The following is a 17,665-nucleotide window of genomic DNA, read 5'->3' on the forward strand; positions in this document are numbered from 1 at the left end:
TGATTCGGGCATTCTATGTAACTGACCTTGCCTCGGCAAGGCGTTGAATAAATGAGCAAACGACTGTGGGCACAAGAAAAACACCTTGCATGCCCAAGCGCCATTCGTATAATCCCTCGCAGTTGCCCGGGTGGCGAAATCGGTAGACGCAGCGGATTCAAAATCCGCCGGTGAATAACCGTGTCGGTTCGAGTCCGACCCCGGGCACCATAAAATTCATGACAAAAGGCCATCAGCAATGATGGCCTTTTGTTTTTCCGCCTTTCCCCTTCCTTGACACGCTTCTGTTCTCCGGCTGATATCGACAAGCCGGGTACACCTCTGTGGTCATGCCATGTCCCGCCTTGCTCCATTTCGGTGCGGCTTGCTCTGCCTGCACAGCAGAAGTGCGCATTCGCTCATGTTAGCGCGTCCCATGCGCCAATCTGGTGCACTCCCTCTCTGTCATACGAATAACTTTATGATTTTAAATAACTTATTAAGTTGGCCCGCTTTGTGCTTTTAAGCAGTTATGTCGCCATGATGCCGCTCCATAGAGGGAATCTGACCGGGAGCGGCAACCAGTGTGTACCGAATGGAAATGTACGTGAATCATCGGTGTCGATGTTCATATCAGGAAATGGACCCGGTCTGGAGCCGGGACGACAGGGAAGGAGATGGCAGTATGCTCAAGAGACTCGTGATGACTGGCCTGTTGGCGCTGATTGCCCTGCTGGCCGCCCCCAGCTGGGCCGAAGAGGTGGTGACCGCATCTGCGGTGGTGACCATCAACAAAGGGGACAATACCTGGATGCTGCTGTCGGCAGCCCTGGTGATCCTGATGTCCATTCCGGGCCTGGCCCTGTTTTATGGCGGTCTGGTGCGCACCAAGAACATGCTGAGCGTGCTGATGCAGGTATTCACCCTGTTCTCGCTCATCTGCGTGCTGTGGGTGATCTACGGTTATTCGCTGGCCTTTACCGAAGGCAACAGCGTCTATGGCTCCTTCAGCAAGGCGCTGCTCAAGGGGGTGACCCCCGACTCCATCGCCGCCACCTTCAGCAAGGGAGTCGGGATCAGCGAGTTCATCTATGTGGTGTTCCAGGGGGCCTTTGCCGCCATCACCTGTGGCCTGATCGTGGGGGCCTTTGCCGAGCGCATCAAGTTTGCTGCCGTGCTGCTGTTCTCGGTGATCTGGTTCACCTTCGCCTATATTCCGCTGGCTCACATGGTGTGGTACTGGGCGGGTCCGGATGCCTATACCACGGCCGATGCCGCGGCAGCGGCCACGGCGACGGCAGGTTATCTGTTCCAGCACGGCGCGCTGGATTTTGCCGGCGGCACAGTGGTGCACATCAATGCGGCGGTGGCCGGTCTGGTCGGCGCCTATCTGGTGGGCAAGCGCCTGGGCTATGGTCGTGACCCCATGACCCCGCACAGCCTCACCATGACCATGATCGGGGCCTCTCTGCTCTGGTTCGGCTGGTTCGGTTTCAACGCCGGCTCCGCGCTGGAAGCCAACGGCACGGCGGCACTGGCCTTCATCAATACCTGGGTGGCACCGGCGGCGGCGGCCCTCTCCTGGACCTTGGCCGAGTGGGTGATGAAAGGCCGTCCTTCGCTGCTGGGCGCGGCTTCCGGCGCCGTCTCCGGGCTGGTGGTGATCACCCCGGCGGCCGGTTTCGTCGGTGTCGGTGGTGGTCTGGTGATGGGCCTCATCAGCGGTGTCGCGGGGTTGTGGGGGGTTCACGGTCTCAAGCGGCTGCTGGGTGCCGATGACAGTCTGGACGTGTTCGGTGTGCACGGGGTGTGCGGCATCCTCGGCGCCCTGCTGACCGGGGTGTTCGCCAGCCCGGATCTGGGCGGCACCGGGGTGTGGGACTATGTCACCAACCAAGTGGCGGAGGGCTACTCCATCCTGGATCAGGTCAAGATCCAGGCCATCGGGGTAGGGGTGACCATCCTCTGGTCCGGCATCATCTCGGTGGTGGCCTACAAGCTGGTGGATATGCTGATCGGCTTGCGGGTGAAAGAGGATGCTGAGCGGGAAGGGCTGGACGTCACCACTCACGGCGAGAAGGCCTACAGCCTGTAATCCGCCATCTGTTGTTCAACAAGATTGCCGCCGGCCATGCCGGCGGTTTTTTTATGTCCGTTTGCCGGGGGCCAACTCTGATGCCCGAGCCTGTGGTGGGGCGGCTCGCCTCTGACGCCATCACCTCCGATAGAGCGCATCCCCGAGATCGCCGCCGGCGATAGCATTTTTCGGCAGACAAAGCGGGCAGCGGCAATGTCCTCTGTCTTGTTGCTGTTTTATGCCTGCAATTTGGACGGATCTCCGCTAAACTCTGCCACCTTTTCTTGATGGGTCGGCCGGGCCGGTTCATCACCCTCTTATATATGTACTTTTGGAGCCGCTCATGCCGCTAGTGGGACATCAACACCAGATCGAGATCCTGGAACTGACCGACAAAGGAGATGGCAAAGGACGCCTGTTCGACCGCCCCCTGTTTGTCGAAGGTCTGCTGCCGGGTGAGCAGGCGTTGGTCGAACTGACCGAGGTGAAGCCCAACTACCTGCACGGCAAGGTGGCCGAGCTGCTCCAGCCCTCCGCCGACCGGGTTGCCGACTTCTGCCCCAACACAGAGTGCGGCGGTTGCCAGGTGCGCCCGCTGGCCTATCCGGCCCAGCTCAAGCTCAAGCAGAGCCTGGTGCAGAGCGCCCTGGAGCAGGTCGGGCTGGGGGAGGCCGTGGTCAATCCCATCCTCGGCATGGAGACGCCGTTCGCCTATCGCAACAAGGCGCAGTACGCGGTGCGTGGCTGCGAGGCCGGCGCCGAGATCGGCTTCTACCGCAAGCACTCCCACGATCTCATCACTGCCGATGACTGCGCGGTGCAAGATTCTCTGCACGTGGAGCTGAACGCCCGGGTGCGCAACTGGATGCGCGCGCATGACATCGCGGCTTATGACGAAGTGGCCCACACCGGCTGCGTGCGCAACCTGATGACCCGCAAGGGCTTCAAGAGCGGCGAGCTGATGGTAGTGCTGGTGACTCTGGGTGAGGAGCTGCCGTTCGAAGCCGAGCTGCTGGCCGCCCTGCAGGATCTGCCGGTCACTACCCTGGTACAGAATATCAACGAGGCGCGCACCAACCGCATTCTGGGGGACCACAACCGGGTGCTGCTGGGCAGCGGGGTGATCCGCGACAAGATCCACGAGCTCGAATTCGAGATCTCGCCACTCTCCTTCTTCCAGAACAACCCGAGCCAGACCGATGTGCTCTACTCCAAGGCACTGGAGTATTGCGAGCTGACCGGCAACGAGACGGTGTTCGACATCTATTGCGGTATCGGCACCATCTCCCTGTTCCTGGCCGGCAAGGCCGCCAAGGTGGTGGGGATCGAGTCGGTGGAGAGCGCCATCAGCGACGCCCGCCGCAACGCGGCCCTCAACGGCATCGAGCAGACCGAGTTCCACGTCGGCAAGGCGGAGCAGCTGATGCCTGCCCTGCATGCCGAAGGGGTGAGTGCCGACGTGGTGGTGATGGATCCGCCGCGCAAGGGCTGTGACAAGGCCGTATTGCAGACCCTGGTCGCCATGGCGCCGCGCCGGCTGGTCTATGTCTCCTGCAACCCGCAGACCCTGGCCCGGGATCTCGCCTGGCTGGTCAAGCAGGGCTTCGTGCTGGACGAGGTGCAGCCGGTGGACATGTTCCCGCACTCGATGCACGTCGAGGCTGTCGCCCGCCTGAGCTTGCCTGCCAAGGTCTGATCGTCGCTGGTCCCCACTCGCGCCATGGACGTCGAAGCTGCTGCTCGTCTAAGCCTGCCCACCCTGGCGTGAATTGAATTAGCCAGATGGCTCTGATAAAAACGACTCCAAATGGAGTCGTTTTTTTATGGCCGTGGATCGGCGCAACCACCAGGCAGGGAGAGCGAGGGTGATGATTCGTTTGGCGAGTGTGGAGGATGCGGCGGCGCTGGATCACTTCTTTGGGCAACTGGACAGGGAAACCCGCTTCATGCTGTATGAGGTGGGGGAGCGCCCCTTGGACATCGAGGGGCAGCGCCAGCGGCTCGAGGCCATGGCGGCTGCCCCCAATCAGGCCATGTGGCTGCTGGTGCTGGCCGGGGAGGTGCAGGGCTTTGCCGTACTCATCGGCGGTGGTCTGGCGCGCAACCGCCACTGCGCCCTGGTGGTGATGGGGTTGCGGTCGAGTGCACGCGGGTTGGGATGGGGTGAGCGGTTACTGCGCACCCTGATCGCGGGCGCCGGCGAGCTAGGGATCCAGCGGCTGGAGCTGGGGGTGATGGCCCACAACGAGGTGGCGCACGCCCTCTATCGCAAGTGCGGCTTCCGGGACGAGGGGTTGCGGCGACAGGCCTATCGGCTGGACGATGGCTACGTGGACGAGATCAGCATGGGGTTGCTGCTGTCGCCCGAGGCGCCATGATGCGGCGGGCCCGGTTTGCTCCTGGCGGCGAGCGGGTATATGACGGAGCAACCGTCGACTTGATGAAGAGGGGAACGCGCGGATGAAAGGTATCTTGTTACGCTGGCTGGCTCGCTACGATGGCTGGTGCGAGGAGTGGGGGCTCACGCCGGAGAACCGGCGCTGCTGCGTGCCGGTGCGCCGGGAACAGGATGAGGCGTCGCAGGCAGAGCCGCAAGCCGAGTCGGAGCCGCTCACTGGAAATTGCGGGTCACGGCACCAGTGACGCTGTTGTAGTCGAAGGAGAGACCGTCGGGATAGGCGGGGAAGCGGCCGATGGAGTCGCGCAGGGTGTAGCGGCAGTTGCTGTGCGGCTCTCCCTCTTCATCTATCTGGTTGGCGGTCAGTTCGCTGGACAGGTAGTCGGCGTTGAGTTGCTGATCGGGATCCTGATCGACCGAGGCGACGGTGTAGCTGCTGTCCAGCAGCCCCTGAAACAGCAGACGACAGTCTGACTGGTTGCTCACCGAGATGTAGTCGCCCTGACCTGCGACATAGGGTTCGTCGATCCCCTTGCGCCCCTGATCTTCGTCCGTGCCAGCGGGCCAGCCATAGCGGTTGATGTCGAGATTGCGTTGCCCCATGCTGCCGAGATTGTAGAGTGCCTGATCCTGCGCCTTGACCGCCCAGCCGGCATGAGCCAGCTGGACCGCGCTGGCAAAGCTGGCCGCCGTTGCCGCGACCGTGCTCTTGAGTGCGTCATCCTTGAGATTGATGAAGCGGGGCAGGGCGGTCACGGCCAGGATCCCCAGCACTATGATGACCAGCACCAGTTCTATCAGGGTAAAGCCGTGGCTTGTGCGTTTCATCATGATATGGACCCATTAATTACGACAAACAGGTGAGTGACATGCAATTGATCGACACCCATTGCCATCTCGATTTTCCGGTCTTCGATTCCGAGCGGGCGGCGCTGCTGGCCGAGTGCCGTCAGCTGGGGGTGGGCGAGTATATCATTCCTGCGGTGGGAGAGGAAAACTGGGGCCGGGTGATGACGCTGGCGGCAGAACATGACGGCATCTCCTATGCCCTTGGCGTGCACCCCTGGTATGTGGGCGGTCAGACGCCGGCGGTGCTGACCCGGTTGCAGCAACGGCTGGCGGAGCGCCCCCGCGGGTTGGTGGCGGTGGGCGAATGCGGGCTGGATCTACGCTCCCACGTGCCGCAGGAGGGACAGCTCGAGATGTTCGAGGCCCAGGTCGAACTGGCCAAGGAGCATGAGCTGCCCCTTATTGTCCATTCGGTGCGTGCCAACGACACGGTGGCCAAGATCCTCAGACGTCTGCGCCCGGCCTGCGGGGGCGTCATCCACGCCTTCAGCGGCTCCCTGCAGCAGGCAGAAGCGTTCTGGCAATTGGGATTTCGGCTCGGCATCGGCGGGGTCATCAGCTTTGAGCGGGCCAACAAGACCCGGGAGGCGGTGCGCGACATGCCGCTGGAGGCCCTGCTGCTGGAAACGGACGCCCCCGACATGCCGCTGCAGGGTCAGCAAGGGGCGCCCAACACCCCCGCCAATCTGCCAATAATTGCGCAACTGCTGGCCGATTTGCGGCAGCAGCCGCTGGCACATGTTGCCTCGGTGTTACATGAATCCACTCTGCGTACCTTCCAGTTGGGCAAGTCGAAAATTAACACCTGATTAACTGTTGCTAGCGACATGATAAAAAATGGGGGGAGTAAAAATCGTTTGCGGTCTAATTTGACGACCTCTAGCGCATTTCATGCTTATAAAATGTGACCAGCGTTCTACTTTGTCGCACCGTAATTAGTATAATGCGCACCCTTGATTGATGGCTTTGAGATACAAGTTGTTAACAAGCTGGAAGGTGCTACTAAAGAGGAAGTGTAAATAATGAATCTAATAATGGGTCTGGTAGGGATGGCAACGCTCGTCCTTATCGCGGTGCTGTTCTCCAGCAATCGCAAAGCAATAAGAGTGCGCACCGTTGCCGGTGCCTTTGCAATCCAAGCTGGCCTGGGTGCCTTCGTGCTGTACGTCCCGGTTGGTCGTGACATCCTGGTGGGTGTATCCGATGCTGTTTCCAGCGTCATCGGCTATGGCCAGAACGGCATCGAATTCCTGTTCGGTGGTCTGGTCAGCAACAAGATGTTCGAAGTGTTCGGTGGTGGCGGCTTCATCTTCGCCTTCCGCGTACTGCCGGTCATCATCTTCTTCTCCTCCCTGATCGCCGTTCTCTATTACCTGGGCATCATGCAGTGGGTCATCAAACTGCTGGGTGGTGGCCTGCAGAAAGTACTGGGCACTTCCCGTACCGAATCCCTCTCCGCCACTGCCAACATCTTCGTGGGTCAGACTGAAGCGCCGCTGGTTGTGCGTCCCTTCATCTCCAAGATGACCGACTCCGAGTTGTTCGCCGTCATGTGTGGTGGCCTGGCTTCCGTCGCCGGCTCCGTACTGGCCGGTTACGCCTCCATGGGCGTCAAGATGGAATACCTGATCGCCGCCTCCTTCATGGCTGCCCCGGGTGGTCTGCTGTTCGCCAAGCTGCTGGTGCCGGAAACCGAGACCCCGAGCTACGACGAGAGCAATGCCGATGGCGATCTGGAAGACAAGCCTGCCAACGTGATCGATGCCGCCGCTGCCGGTGCCTCTGCCGGTCTGCAACTGGCCCTGAACGTCGGCGCCATGCTGCTGGCCTTCATCGGTCTGATCGCCATGATCAACGGCATCTTCTCCGGTGTGGGTGGCTGGTTCGGTTATCCGCAACTCTCCCTGGAACTGCTGCTGGGCTGGATCTTCTCCCCGCTGGCCTTCCTGATCGGTGTGCCCTGGAGTGAAGCCGTCGTTGCCGGTTCCTTCATCGGCCAGAAGCTGGTGGTCAACGAGTTCGTGGCCTACCTGAACTTCGCCCCGTACCTGAAGGATGAAGTGCTGATCAATGGCGTGGCCATGTCCGACCACACCAAGGCCATCATCTCCTTCGCCCTGTGCGGTTTCGCCAACCTGTCCTCCGTCGCCATCCTGCTGGGTGGTCTGGGCTCCATGGCACCGAACCGTCGCGGCACCATTGCGAAATTTGGTCTGAAAGCCGTACTGGCCGGCTCTCTGTCCAACCTGATGTCCGCGACCATCGCAGGCTTCTTCCTGGCGCTGTCCGGCATGTAATATCAGCCTGACTGACAGGGTATAACCACGAACGCCACGGCATCTGCCGTGGCGTTCGTGTATGGAGCGGTGACAACCGTTTTCCTTTCTAAACTAATAATAAAATGAGTCAAATCGGAGGTTATATGAATGAAGTGCTACTGGCGATGGCAGCCGGCTTTATCGTTGGCTTGTTGTTTTCTTTCCTCAAATTGCCGATCCCGGCCCCGCCCGTACTGTCCGGGGTAATGGGGATCGTTGGAGTCTATCTGGGGGGCCTGGCATACTCCTGGATACTCACCCGTTTCTTCTCTTAACGCACTTTCCTGTACCGGATTTGCCAGATGTGAGGTACCTCTGAAAATGGCAAATCCGGCTTGCAAACAAGGGGTATCTCGGCTGAAATAGGCATTGCCAGCAGGGTGCTGGCATTGACTAATGCCCGATGAAATCGGGTGTTGGCGGTCAAATGGAATTGATTGGGAAGTCGGGTCAGACCTTGTCTGCCTTTCTCAAGTCTTCATGGAACCAAGTCCGCACTTTTGTAAGAAAGTGACAGGGCTCTTGCCTTATTTGCAGCCTATTGCCCGTGCAGTTGCGCTGCAATTCCATTCCCGTTTTTCCGGGAGTCGCGTCTTGCCGGTTGCGTTGCGACAGGCAGCACCATGCCCTGGAATTCGGACTACATCGAGACTTTGGAGAACAGAATGACTGATCTGAAACTGGCCGCCCAGCGCGCCCTGAATCTGATGGACCTGACCACCCTGAACGACGACGACACCGATCAGAAGGTGATCGACCTGTGCCGCAAGGCCAAGTCACCGGCCGGCCTGACCGCCGCCGTCTGCATCTACCCCCGTTTCATCCCCATCGCTCGCAAGACTCTGCGTGAGATCGGCGCTGCCGACGTGCGCATTGCGACCGTGACCAACTTCCCGCACGGCAACGACGACATCGAGATCGCCGTGGCCGAAACCCGCGCCGCCGTGGCCTACGGTGCCGACGAAGTGGACGTGGTGTTCCCGTACCGTGCCTTCATGGCCGGCAATGAACAGGTCGGCTTCGATCTGGTCAAAGCTTGTAAGGAAGCCTGTGGCGCCAACGTTCTGCTGAAAGTGATCATCGAGACCGGCGAGCTGAAAGAGGAAGCGCTGATCCGTCGCGCCTCCGAAATCTCCATCGACGCCGGTGCCGACTTCATCAAGACCTCCACCGGCAAGGTGCCGGTCAATGCGACCCCGATCGCTGCCCGCATCATGATGGAAGTGATCAAGGCCAAGAACCCGAAAGTCGGCTTCAAGCCGGCCGGTGGCGTGAAAGACGCCGCCGTGGCGGGTCAGTACCTGGCCATGGCCGAAGAGATCCTGGGCAAGGACTGGGTATCCGCCCGCACCTTCCGCTTTGGTGCATCCAGCCTGCTGGCCAGCCTGCTGGCCACACTGGGGCATGGCGACAAGCCGGCCAACACCAGCGGTTACTAATAGGTTGATGAGAGGGCGGACCTGGTCCGCCCTGTTTCGCCCCCACCATGCGGTGTGCGGGCAAGGATTCAGGCTTGTGTAACGCCAGCAATGGCGGAGGGAATGAAAGATGTTTTTGCCTCAAGAAATCATTCGCAAGAAGCGCAACGGTGAAGCGCTCAGTACCCAAGAGATTCAATTCTTCGTTCAGGGCATTACCAACAACACCATCGGCGAGGGCCAGATTGCGGCGCTGGCGATGGCGGTCTACTTCAAAGACATGACCATGGATGAGCGGGTTGCCCTGACCTGCGCCATGCGCGACTCCGGCATGGTACTGACCTGGGATCACCTCAATCTGGGTGGCCCCATCGTCGACAAGCACTCCACCGGTGGCGTGGGTGACGTCGTCTCCCTGATGCTTGGCCCGATGGTCGCCGCCTGCGGTGGTTTCGTGCCGATGATCTCCGGCCGTGGCCTGGGCCACACCGGCGGTACCCTCGACAAGCTGGATGCCATTCCTGGCTACCAGACCTCGGTCGACAACGATCGTTTCCTGAAAGTGGTGAAAGAGGCGGGTGTCGCCATCATCGGCCAGACCGGCGATCTCGCCCCGGCCGACAAGCGTATCTATGCGGTACGGGACATCACTGCCACCGTCGAATCCATCGCCATGATCACCGGCTCCATCCTCTCCAAGAAGCTCGCCTCCGGGCTGGAAGCGCTGGTGATGGACGTGAAAGTGGGCTCCGGTGCCTTCATGCCGACCTTTGAAGCATCCGAGGAGCTGGCCAAGAGCATAGTTGCGGTGGCCAACGGTGCCGGCTGCCGCACTTCAGCGCTCTTGACCGACATGAACCAGGTGCTGGCCTCCAGCGCCGGCAACGCGGTGGAAGTGCGCGAAGCGGTGCGCTACCTGACCGGTGAATACCGCAACCCGCGCATCCATGCCGTCACCATGGCGCTGTGCGCCGAGATGCTGATCTCCGCCGGCCTGGCCAGCGACGACAGCGAGGCCCGCCGCAAACTGCAGGCGGTGCTGGACAACGGCAAGGCGGCCGAGATCTTCGGTCGCATGGTGACCGGCCTCGGTGGCCCGAGCGACTTCATGGAGCGCTACGATCATCACCTGCCCAAAGCCGCCATCGTGCGCCCCGTCTATGCCGCCAACAGCGGTTTCGTGACCGCCATGGATACCCGCGAACTGGGTCTGGCCGTGGTCGCCATGGGCGGTGGCCGTCGCGCTGCCGGTGACAAGCTTGATTATGCGGTCGGTCTGACCGACTTTATCCGCCTGGGTCAAAGCGTTGAGGCAGACAAGCCGCTCGCCCTGATCCACGCTCAAACTGAAGAGCAATTTGCTCAGGCCGCCAGCATGGTGCAGGCTGCCGTCAAGATCGGTGATACCCAACCGGAGGCGCTGCCCGAGGTTTACCGTCGCATCGGTCTGGCTGATTTGTAACAAGGGGAAGTCCCATGAAACGTACCTTTATTCTGATGATGGACTCTTTCGGCATTGGCGCAGCCGCCGACGCCGACAAGTTCGGCGATGTGGGCGCCAATACCCTTGGCCATATCGCCAAGGCCTGTGCCGCCGGCGAACTCGAGGGCCGTGGCGCCCTCAATCTGCCGAACCTCAGCAAGCTGGGGCTGGGTCACGCGGGCGAACTCGCCAGCGGCACCTTCCCGGCCGGCCTGAACAAGGACGTCGAGGTAGTCGGTGCCTACGGCTTTGCCCAGGAGCTCTCCTCCGGCAAGGACACTCCGTCCGGTCACTGGGAGATCGCCGGTGTGCCCGTGCTGTTCGAGTGGGGTTACTTCCATGACCACCACAACAGCTTCCCGCAGGAGCTGCTGGACGCCATCGTCGAGAAGGCCGGTCTGCCGGGCTACCTCGGCAACTGCCACGCCTCCGGCACCCAGGTGCTGGATGATTTGGGCGAAGAGCACATGCGTACCGGCAAGCCGATCCTCTACACCTCTGCCGACTCCGTGTTCCAGATCGCTTGCCACGAAGAGACCTACGGCCTCGAGAAGCTCTATGAGCTGTGCCACATAGTGCGCGAGCTGCTGGAGCCCTACAACATCGGCCGCGTCATCGCGCGTCCGTTCGTGGGCAGCGGCAAGGGCAACTTCAAGCGCACCGGCAACCGTCACGACTACTCCGTGCTGCCGCCGGCGCCGACCGTGCTGGATTACATGAAGGAAGCGGGCGGCCAGGTGGTTTCCATCGGCAAGATCGCCGACATCTATGCCCAGCAAGGCATCACCAAGCAGGTGAAGGGCACAGGTCTGACCGAGCTGTGGGACAGAACCCTGGAAGAGGTGAAAGCGGCCGGTGACCAGACCATCGTCTTCACCAACTTCGTCGACTTCGACTCCTCCTACGGTCACCGTCGCGACGTGAAGGGCTACGCCGATGCGCTGGAGTACTTCGACTCCCGCCTGCCGGAGCTGTTCGAGCTGATGCAGGATGGCGACGTGGTGGTACTGACCGCCGACCACGGCTGTGACCCGACCTGGAGCGGCACCGACCACACCCGCGAGTACATCCCTGTGCTGTTCTACGGCAAGCCGGTCAAGGCCGGTTCCGTCGGCCGTCGCGAGACCTTTGCCGACATCGGCCAGAGCATCGCGGCGTACCACGGTCTGCCCAAACTGGCGTACGGTACCAGCTTCCTGTAAGTTACCCGCCCGTCGCCTCGGCGGCGGGCAACCAATAAAGACAATAAAACTCAACCTAGTGTGAAGGAATCAAGAGAATGGCAACTCCTCATATCAATGCGAAAGATGGCGCCTTTGCTGACACCGTGCTGATGCCGGGCGACCCCCTGCGCGCCAAGTACATCGCCGAAACCTTCCTGGAGAACGTCGAACAGGTGTGCGACGTGCGCAACATGTTCGGTTTCACCGGCACCTACAAGGGTCGTCGCATCTCCATCATGGGCCACGGCATGGGCATCCCGTCCTGCTCCATCTATGCAAAAGAGCTGATCACCGATTACGGCGTGAAGACCCTGATCCGCGTCGGCTCCTGCGGTGCCGTGCGTGAAGACGTGAAGCTGCGTGACGTGGTGATCGGCATGGGTGCCTGCACCGACTCCAAGGTGAACCGCCTGCGCTTCAAGGATCACGACTTCGCCGCCATCGCCGACTTCGATCTGGTTGCCAATGCCGTACAGGCCGCCAAGAACAAGGGCGTTGCCGTGCGCGTCGGTAACATCTTCTCCGCCGACCTGTTCTACACCCCGGACCCCTCCATGTTCGACGTCATGGAAAAATACGGCATCCTGGGTGTCGAGATGGAAGCCGCCGGCATCTACGGTGTGGCCGCAGAGTACGGTGCTCGCGCACTGACCATCTGCACCGTTTCCGACCATATCCGTACCGGTGAGCAGACCACTTCCGAAGAGCGTCAGCTGACCTTCAACGACATGATCGAAATCGCGCTGGATTCCGTCCTGCTGGGCGACAACTAATCCCCCTCGCGCATGAATAATGAAAACGGCGGCCCTCGGGCCGCCGTTTTGCATTTCAAGGATGGCAGATCAGAGGTCGAGGGCGAAGCGCCCCTTGCCGGCCTGTTTGGCCCGGTACATGGCGCTGTCGGCCCGGTGCAGCAGGTCGTCGATGTGACAATACTGGCCCGAATGGCAGATGGCTCCGCCGATGCTGCCGGCGAGGGGCAGCTGGTGGCCGGCCACGTCGGCCGGTACCGCCATGGCGGCCAGCAGACGTTCGCACAGGGCGGGCAGCTCCAGCTCCGGCTGGCGCAGGGCCGGCAGTATGATGGTGAACTCATCGCCGGCCAGGCGCGCCACCATGTCACCGGGGCGCACCTCGGCACTCAGCACGCCTGCGAAGCGCTGCAACAGGGCGTCGCCGACGTGGTGGCCGAGCTGATCGTTGATCCGCTTGAAGCCGTCGAGATCGAGAAACAGCAGCCCCAGGGTCTCGGCATTCTGACGCACTCGTTCCAGCTCCCGGGAGAGGCGCAGGGTGAAAGCGCGCCGGTTGGGCAGGCCGGTGAGGGGGTCGTGGGCCGCCTCGTGCTCCAGCTGGTTCTGCAGCGCCTTGAACTCGGTGATGTCGCTGCCGAGGATGTAGACCCCGGGCTCATCGCCCCGGCTCGGGATCATGGTGATCCTGAGATCCCGCGGGCCTATGGGCAGCTCGAAACGGTTCTCGAAGCTCACCTGCTCGCCGGCGAGGGCCCGCTCCAGATGGGCGATGGCCTGGCCATAGGCCGCCTCGCCGATCTCTTCCCGTACGCTCATCTCCCGTATCCGCTCGGGAGCCAGCCCGAAGTAGCGGCAGTAGGCCTGGTTGGCAAACAGGTAGCGCCCCTCGGGCGAGACCATGCTGATGGTGACCGGCAGGCCGTCGGTGATGGCCCGCAACCGGGCCCGCCCGCGCTCGATTTCCGCCAGCACCTGGCGGCGGGCGCTGATGTCGTGCAGGAACAGGGCGAGGCGCACCTTGCCGTCGAACTGGTAGCGCTCGGCGCTCACCTCGACCGGGATCTGGCGACCGCTACGGGTGCCGATGTCGCACTCCAGGCGGCGCTGTGCGCGCTCGGGATGGGTCAGCAGCGCCAGCAGAGGGTGAGCGCTGCCGAGCAGGGTGGGCAGGGTGCGTCCCAGCATCTCCTCGGGGTGCCAGCCGAGCAGGGTGGTGGAGGCCGGGTTCCAGCCGGTAATGACCAGCGCCTCGTCGAGCTCGAGGAAGGCGTTGCTGGTGTGCTCCAGCATGTGTTGCAGCCGGCGTTGCTCCTGCCAGAGGCGTTGCTGCACGGCACCGCGCTCGCGCATCTCGCCATGCAGTTGCTCCACCGTGCTCGACAGCTCACGGGTGCGCTCACGCACCTGCTGCTCGAGCCCCTGCTGCAGTTGCAGCAGCTCGGCCTCGACCTGCTTGCGCTCGGTGAGGTCGGCAAAGACGGCGATCATGTGGGGAGCCATGGTGCGGCTCTGGCACAGGGTCACACTGAGCTGGACCCAGCACAGGCTGCCGTCGGCGCGGATCATCCGCTTCTCCAGCCGGTAGTCCTGCCGCTGCCCCGCGAGCAGGGCGGTGAACAGGGCCAGCTCGCGCGGCAGATCCTCGGGGTGGGTCATGGCGTGCCAGGTTCGCGTCAGCATCTCCTGTTCGCTGTAGCCGAGCAGTCGCTCCAGCCCCGGGTTGGCCCGCAGCCAGCGTCCCTCGACCGACGAGAGGGCCATGCCCACCGACGACTGGTTGAAGGTGAGGGTGAACAGGTGCTCCTTGTCCTCCAGCACCTGGTTGAGGCTGCGTACCTGATGGCGCCTTTCCAGATCGTGCAGGGTGTTCTCCACCAGGCGGCCGAAGTCGTCGAGATCGCGACAGGCCTCCTCGTCGAGGTGGCGCGCTGCATGATCCACCAGACAGAGGGTGCCGAGCACCACGCCGTCCAGCGCCCGCAGTGGCCGGCCGGCATAGAAGACCACGTGGGGCTCGCCCGTCACCAGCGGGTTGTCGGCAAAGCGCGGGTCGTGCCTGGCATCCTGCACCTGCATGATGTCGGGGCGCAGGATGGCGTGGCCGCAAAAGGAGTGCTCCCGGCTGATCTCGCACAGGGTGACCCCGGTACGGGCGAGAAACCACTGCCGGTTCACGTCGGTCAGCGAGACCATGGCGATGGGCAGCGAGAAATGGCGGGTGATGAGCCGGGTCAGGCGATCCAGCTGGTCGATAGGCTCGCGGTCAAGCAAGCCCAGGATGCGGAGCCGTTCCAGTCGGCTCTCTTCATCCAAAGGAAGAGGGGGGGCAATCATACAGCGCTCCTGCTGGTGGCATTGCCTGGGTTGTATACAAGGCGATGAGGTCGCACCGTCTTATTGCGGTTCGACCGGTTTGCTTTTCTTCTTGTGCTTGCGCACCCGCATGTAGTTGCGGCGCACCCCGTAGGAGATGAGCAGCCCGGCCAGCAGGGCGACCAGCAGCATCAGCCGCTGTTTCTCCTGCACCACCTTGAGCCGGGTGTCCTTGTCCGCCAGCATCTGCTGCTCCTCCAGGGTAATGCGCAGATAGCCCAGCGTCTGCTCCCCATCCAGGATCTCCTGCACGAACTGGATGCGCCCCTTGCCCTGCTCGGGGACCGACTTGTTGTTGTCGCCGATGGGCAGCAGGCTGTCCAGCGGCACTGCATTGTCCGACTGGGCGAGGGGAATGCCGCGGGCATCGTAGAGGGTGACATCGAGGATCTCGGGCTCGGCGGCCAGATCCCGGGCCAGCCGCTCCAGCTCGCTGTTTTTCTCCTCCTTGATCCAGCGTTTCATGTCCCTGGCGGCATAGGCCACCAGTGCCTGGGCCCGGTTGCGCGCCTCGCTGTGCAGCGAGGCCTGGCTCTCGCCCTGCATATGAATGAGCACGGCGAGCACCCAGAGTCCGAGCAGGACACCGGCACCCAGACTGAGCACACGTTTGATGGGGAGATGACGCAAGCGTTGAGCCTTTTGCTGACAAGGAGTGGCGGGATCTTGGCGCTTGCCTGTACAAAAAGCAATACGCTACTCTGGGCCAGTTTTGTTAACCCCATGATCACCAAGGAAGGCGTTATCCCTATGTTGTTGTCCCAATTGCCCGCAGATATTTCAGAGTGGCCCGAGTGCCTGTCCGGCGCCCCCTGGTGGGAGGCGACGCCACAGGCGCTGCTGCCCGCCGCCAGTGCGCTGGATGGCGCCTGGCTGGTGCTGTTCGGTCGGACCCTTGGCGGCCACCATCTCGGCAGGCTGGCCGGGCTGCTGGCGCGGCACGGGCTGCAGGCACGACTCTATCCGCCCGCCATGCAGGCCGGGGTACCCCTGCTGCTGCTGGGCACGGATCGCTTCTCACCCGCTCTGGTACAGACGCTCAAGGGGGAGGAGTGGGATATCGATCTGTGTCATCTGCCGGCCCTGCCCAGTCTGGCTGAACCCGGCCTGCTGGTGATGGACATGGACTCTACCGCCATCCGCATCGAGTGCATCGACGAGATTGCCCGTTTGGCCGGGGTCGGCGAGCAGGTGGCGGCGGTCACTGCGGCCGCCATGCAGGGCAAGCTGGAGTTTTCCGACAGCCTGCGGGCCAGGGTCGCCCTGCTGGAGGGGGCACCGGTCACCATTCTCGACGAGGTGGCGGCCAACATGCCGTGGATGCCGGGCCTGCAACTGATGGTCGACACTCTCAAGCAGGCTGGCTGGAAGGTGGCGATCGCCTCCGGTGGTTTCACCCGTTTTGCCGGCCAGTTGCAGCGGGAGCTGGGGCTGGACGCCATCTTCGCCAACGAGCTGGCGGTGGTGGGGCCGCAGCTGACCGGCAAGGTGAGCGGGCGCATCGTCGATGCCACCGTCAAGGCCGAGGTGCTGCAGCAGCTGGCCGCGGAGTACGGCATCGCCACTGGCCAGACCGTGGCTGTCGGCGATGGTGCCAACGATCTCAAGATGATGGGGGTGGCCGGGCTCGGCATCGCCATCCACGCCAAACCGCTGGTGCGGGCCCAGGCGGCGGCCACCCTCAACCACCACGATCTGGAAGGGGTGATCTGCCTGCTTGGCGCCCTGACCTGCCGCCAGCAGCGCTGGGATCGGCGCTGAGCCCATCGGGCTGGACTCAACCCCACGTCACGGAGGACGTAGTCTCAAAATGGAACTGCAACAGCAATCCCTGTTTATTCCCTGCGGCGAACATAGGCTGCACGTTCGCCACATTCAGCCGCGGGTCGCGGTACATGGCGAGCCGATCCTGATGGTGCACGGCGCCATCGAGAACGGGCGCATCTTCTATACCGAGTCGGGCAAGGGGCTGGCCTGTTTTCTGGCCCGCCACGGCTATCAGGTCTATGTGGCCGATCTGCGCGGGCGGGGGCTTAGCACGCCGGCCATTGCCGAGCAGGCGGAACATGGCCAGCACGAGCTCATTACCGAGGACCTGCCGGCCCTGCACCGCTGGATTGCCGCCCGTCATGCCGGTTTCAAGCTGCACTGGATGGCCCACTCCTGGGGCGGCGTCATCATGGCATCGACCCTGGTGCGTTTTCCCGAGCTGGCGGAGCAGGTGGCCAGCCTGGTGTTCTTTGGTACCAAGCGCGGCGTGTCGGTACAAAATCCGGAGCGCTGGCTGAAGGTGGATCTGATCTGGAACCGGCTGGCCCCCTGGCTGGCCAGCCGCAACGGCTTCCTGGCTGCGCGCAGATTGAAGATAGGGGCGGATGACGAGCCGCTGCGCTACCTGCAGGAGACCATCCCCTGGGTCAAGTGTGGCCCCTGGCAGGATCCCAGCGACGGGTTCGCCTATGACGAGGCGGCCGCCCGGGTCAACTGGCCGCCGCTCTGGATGATCTCGGCCAAGGCGGACAAGGTGCTGGGTCACCCGACCGACGTGCGCCGCTTCAGTGCCGAGATGGGCTCGGCTGCACGCCATACCCGGCTCGGCCGGGACAACGGCAACCGGCTCGATTACGACCACATCAACATGCTGACTGCACCCCAGGCGCAGGAGGATCACTTCCCGCAGATCCTCGAATGGCTGCTCAACCCGCAGGCGGCCTGATGGGGGAACCCCCGGGGGGCTGGTAACCGCAATAATGCGAAAAAAAATGGCGGACCCAGGGTCCGCCATTGCTTGC

General features: G+C 62.5%; 16 protein-coding genes and 1 tRNA gene. 14 read left to right on the forward strand and 3 right to left on the reverse strand.

Annotated features, from left to right (window positions below; all coding sequences use genetic code 11):
* The first annotated feature begins 124 nt into the window (after positions 1 to 124).
* The 5 genes from PG897_RS05150 (at position 125) to PG897_RS05170 (ending at position 4,699) form a co-directional block, all read left to right on the forward strand.
* Positions 125 to 210, forward strand: a tRNA-Leu gene (locus PG897_RS05150).
* 454 nt (positions 211 to 664) lie between these two features.
* Positions 665 to 2,074, forward strand: coding sequence for an ammonium transporter (amt, locus tag PG897_RS05155; RefSeq protein ID WP_010636134.1), 1,410 nt, complete (start codon positions 665 to 667; stop codon positions 2,072 to 2,074).
* 325 nt (positions 2,075 to 2,399) lie between these two features.
* Positions 2,400 to 3,752 carry a 23S rRNA (uracil(1939)-C(5))-methyltransferase RlmD gene (gene rlmD, locus PG897_RS05160; RefSeq protein ID WP_017765323.1) on the forward strand — a complete coding sequence of 451 codons (1,353 nt, stop codon included), beginning with the start codon at positions 2,400 to 2,402 and terminating at the stop codon, positions 3,750 to 3,752.
* Between the two features lie 172 nt (positions 3,753 to 3,924).
* Complete coding sequence (locus tag PG897_RS05165) at positions 3,925 to 4,434, forward strand: GNAT family N-acetyltransferase (RefSeq protein WP_201880128.1); 510 nt, start codon at positions 3,925 to 3,927, stop codon at positions 4,432 to 4,434.
* Positions 4,435 to 4,516: 82 nt separating this feature from the next.
* Positions 4,517 to 4,699: a DUF5363 family protein gene (locus PG897_RS05170; RefSeq protein ID WP_201880073.1), complete on the forward strand. Its 183-nt coding sequence runs from the start codon at positions 4,517 to 4,519 to the stop codon at positions 4,697 to 4,699.
* Here the strand turns inward: PG897_RS05170 and tppF are convergent.
* A complete protein-coding gene (gene tppF / locus PG897_RS05175; protein ID WP_005305113.1) occupies positions 4,668 to 5,285 on the reverse strand; it encodes a type IVa pilus pseudopilin TppF in 618 nt (205 codons plus the stop codon). The genes PG897_RS05170 and tppF overlap by 32 nt on opposite strands.
* Before the next feature lie 38 nt (positions 5,286 to 5,323).
* On the opposite strand from tppF, the gene PG897_RS05180 reads away from it, so the two are divergent.
* The 7 genes from PG897_RS05180 to deoD all read left to right on the forward strand — a co-directional run bounded on the left by PG897_RS05180 (position 5,324) and on the right by deoD (position 12,518).
* Positions 5,324 to 6,112 (forward strand): TatD family hydrolase, encoded by a 789-nt coding sequence (locus tag PG897_RS05180; RefSeq protein ID WP_043171437.1) that lies wholly within the window; start codon positions 5,324 to 5,326, stop codon positions 6,110 to 6,112.
* Positions 6,113 to 6,325: 213 nt separating this feature from the next.
* Positions 6,326 to 7,600 (forward strand): NupC/NupG family nucleoside CNT transporter, encoded by a 1,275-nt coding sequence (locus tag PG897_RS05185; RefSeq protein ID WP_005305106.1) that lies wholly within the window; start codon positions 6,326 to 6,328, stop codon positions 7,598 to 7,600.
* Between the two features lie 125 nt (positions 7,601 to 7,725).
* Complete coding sequence (locus tag PG897_RS05190; protein WP_005305103.1) at positions 7,726 to 7,896, forward strand: XapX domain-containing protein; 171 nt, start codon at positions 7,726 to 7,728, stop codon at positions 7,894 to 7,896.
* 390 nt (positions 7,897 to 8,286) lie between these two features.
* On the forward strand, positions 8,287 to 9,060 hold the full coding sequence (deoC, locus tag PG897_RS05195) for a deoxyribose-phosphate aldolase (protein ID WP_017783084.1): 774 nt from the start codon (positions 8,287 to 8,289) through the stop codon (positions 9,058 to 9,060).
* A gap of 109 nt (positions 9,061 to 9,169) precedes the next feature.
* Positions 9,170 to 10,501: a thymidine phosphorylase gene (gene deoA, locus PG897_RS05200; RefSeq protein ID WP_017787565.1), complete on the forward strand. Its 1,332-nt coding sequence runs from the start codon at positions 9,170 to 9,172 to the stop codon at positions 10,499 to 10,501.
* Positions 10,502 to 10,515: 14 nt separating this feature from the next.
* Positions 10,516 to 11,724 (forward strand): phosphopentomutase, encoded by a 1,209-nt coding sequence (locus tag PG897_RS05205; RefSeq protein WP_043171436.1) that lies wholly within the window; start codon positions 10,516 to 10,518, stop codon positions 11,722 to 11,724.
* 77 nt (positions 11,725 to 11,801) lie between these two features.
* Positions 11,802 to 12,518, forward strand: a complete 717-nt coding sequence (deoD, locus tag PG897_RS05210) for a purine-nucleoside phosphorylase (protein ID WP_005305092.1) — start codon at positions 11,802 to 11,804, stop codon at positions 12,516 to 12,518.
* 69 nt (positions 12,519 to 12,587) lie between these two features.
* Here the strand turns inward: deoD and PG897_RS05215 are convergent, their stop codons facing one another.
* Together PG897_RS05215 and PG897_RS05220 are read right to left on the reverse strand one after the other, a co-directional pair.
* Positions 12,588 to 14,834, reverse strand: coding sequence for a sensor domain-containing diguanylate cyclase (locus tag PG897_RS05215; protein WP_201880076.1), 2,247 nt, complete (start codon positions 14,832 to 14,834; stop codon positions 12,588 to 12,590).
* Between the two features lie 60 nt (positions 14,835 to 14,894).
* Positions 14,895 to 15,503, reverse strand: a complete 609-nt coding sequence (locus PG897_RS05220; protein ID WP_005305087.1) for an AhpA/YtjB family protein — start codon at positions 15,501 to 15,503, stop codon at positions 14,895 to 14,897.
* Positions 15,504 to 15,623: 120 nt separating this feature from the next.
* Between PG897_RS05220 and serB the strand changes: the two genes are divergently transcribed.
* Together serB and PG897_RS05230 are read left to right on the forward strand one after the other, a co-directional pair.
* The gene (serB, locus tag PG897_RS05225; protein WP_043171435.1) at positions 15,624 to 16,634 is read left to right on the forward strand and encodes a phosphoserine phosphatase SerB; all 1,011 of its coding nucleotides are present in this window, start codon (positions 15,624 to 15,626) and stop codon (positions 16,632 to 16,634) included.
* A gap of 49 nt (positions 16,635 to 16,683) precedes the next feature.
* A complete protein-coding gene (locus PG897_RS05230) occupies positions 16,684 to 17,589 on the forward strand; it encodes an alpha/beta hydrolase family protein (protein ID WP_043171433.1) in 906 nt (301 codons plus the stop codon).
* The last annotated feature ends 76 nt before the right edge of the window (positions 17,590 to 17,665 follow it).

This window comes from Aeromonas sp. QDB20 (genome assembly GCF_027707805.1).
In the GTDB taxonomy this organism is placed as follows: domain Bacteria; phylum Pseudomonadota; class Gammaproteobacteria; order Enterobacterales; family Aeromonadaceae; genus Aeromonas; species Aeromonas dhakensis.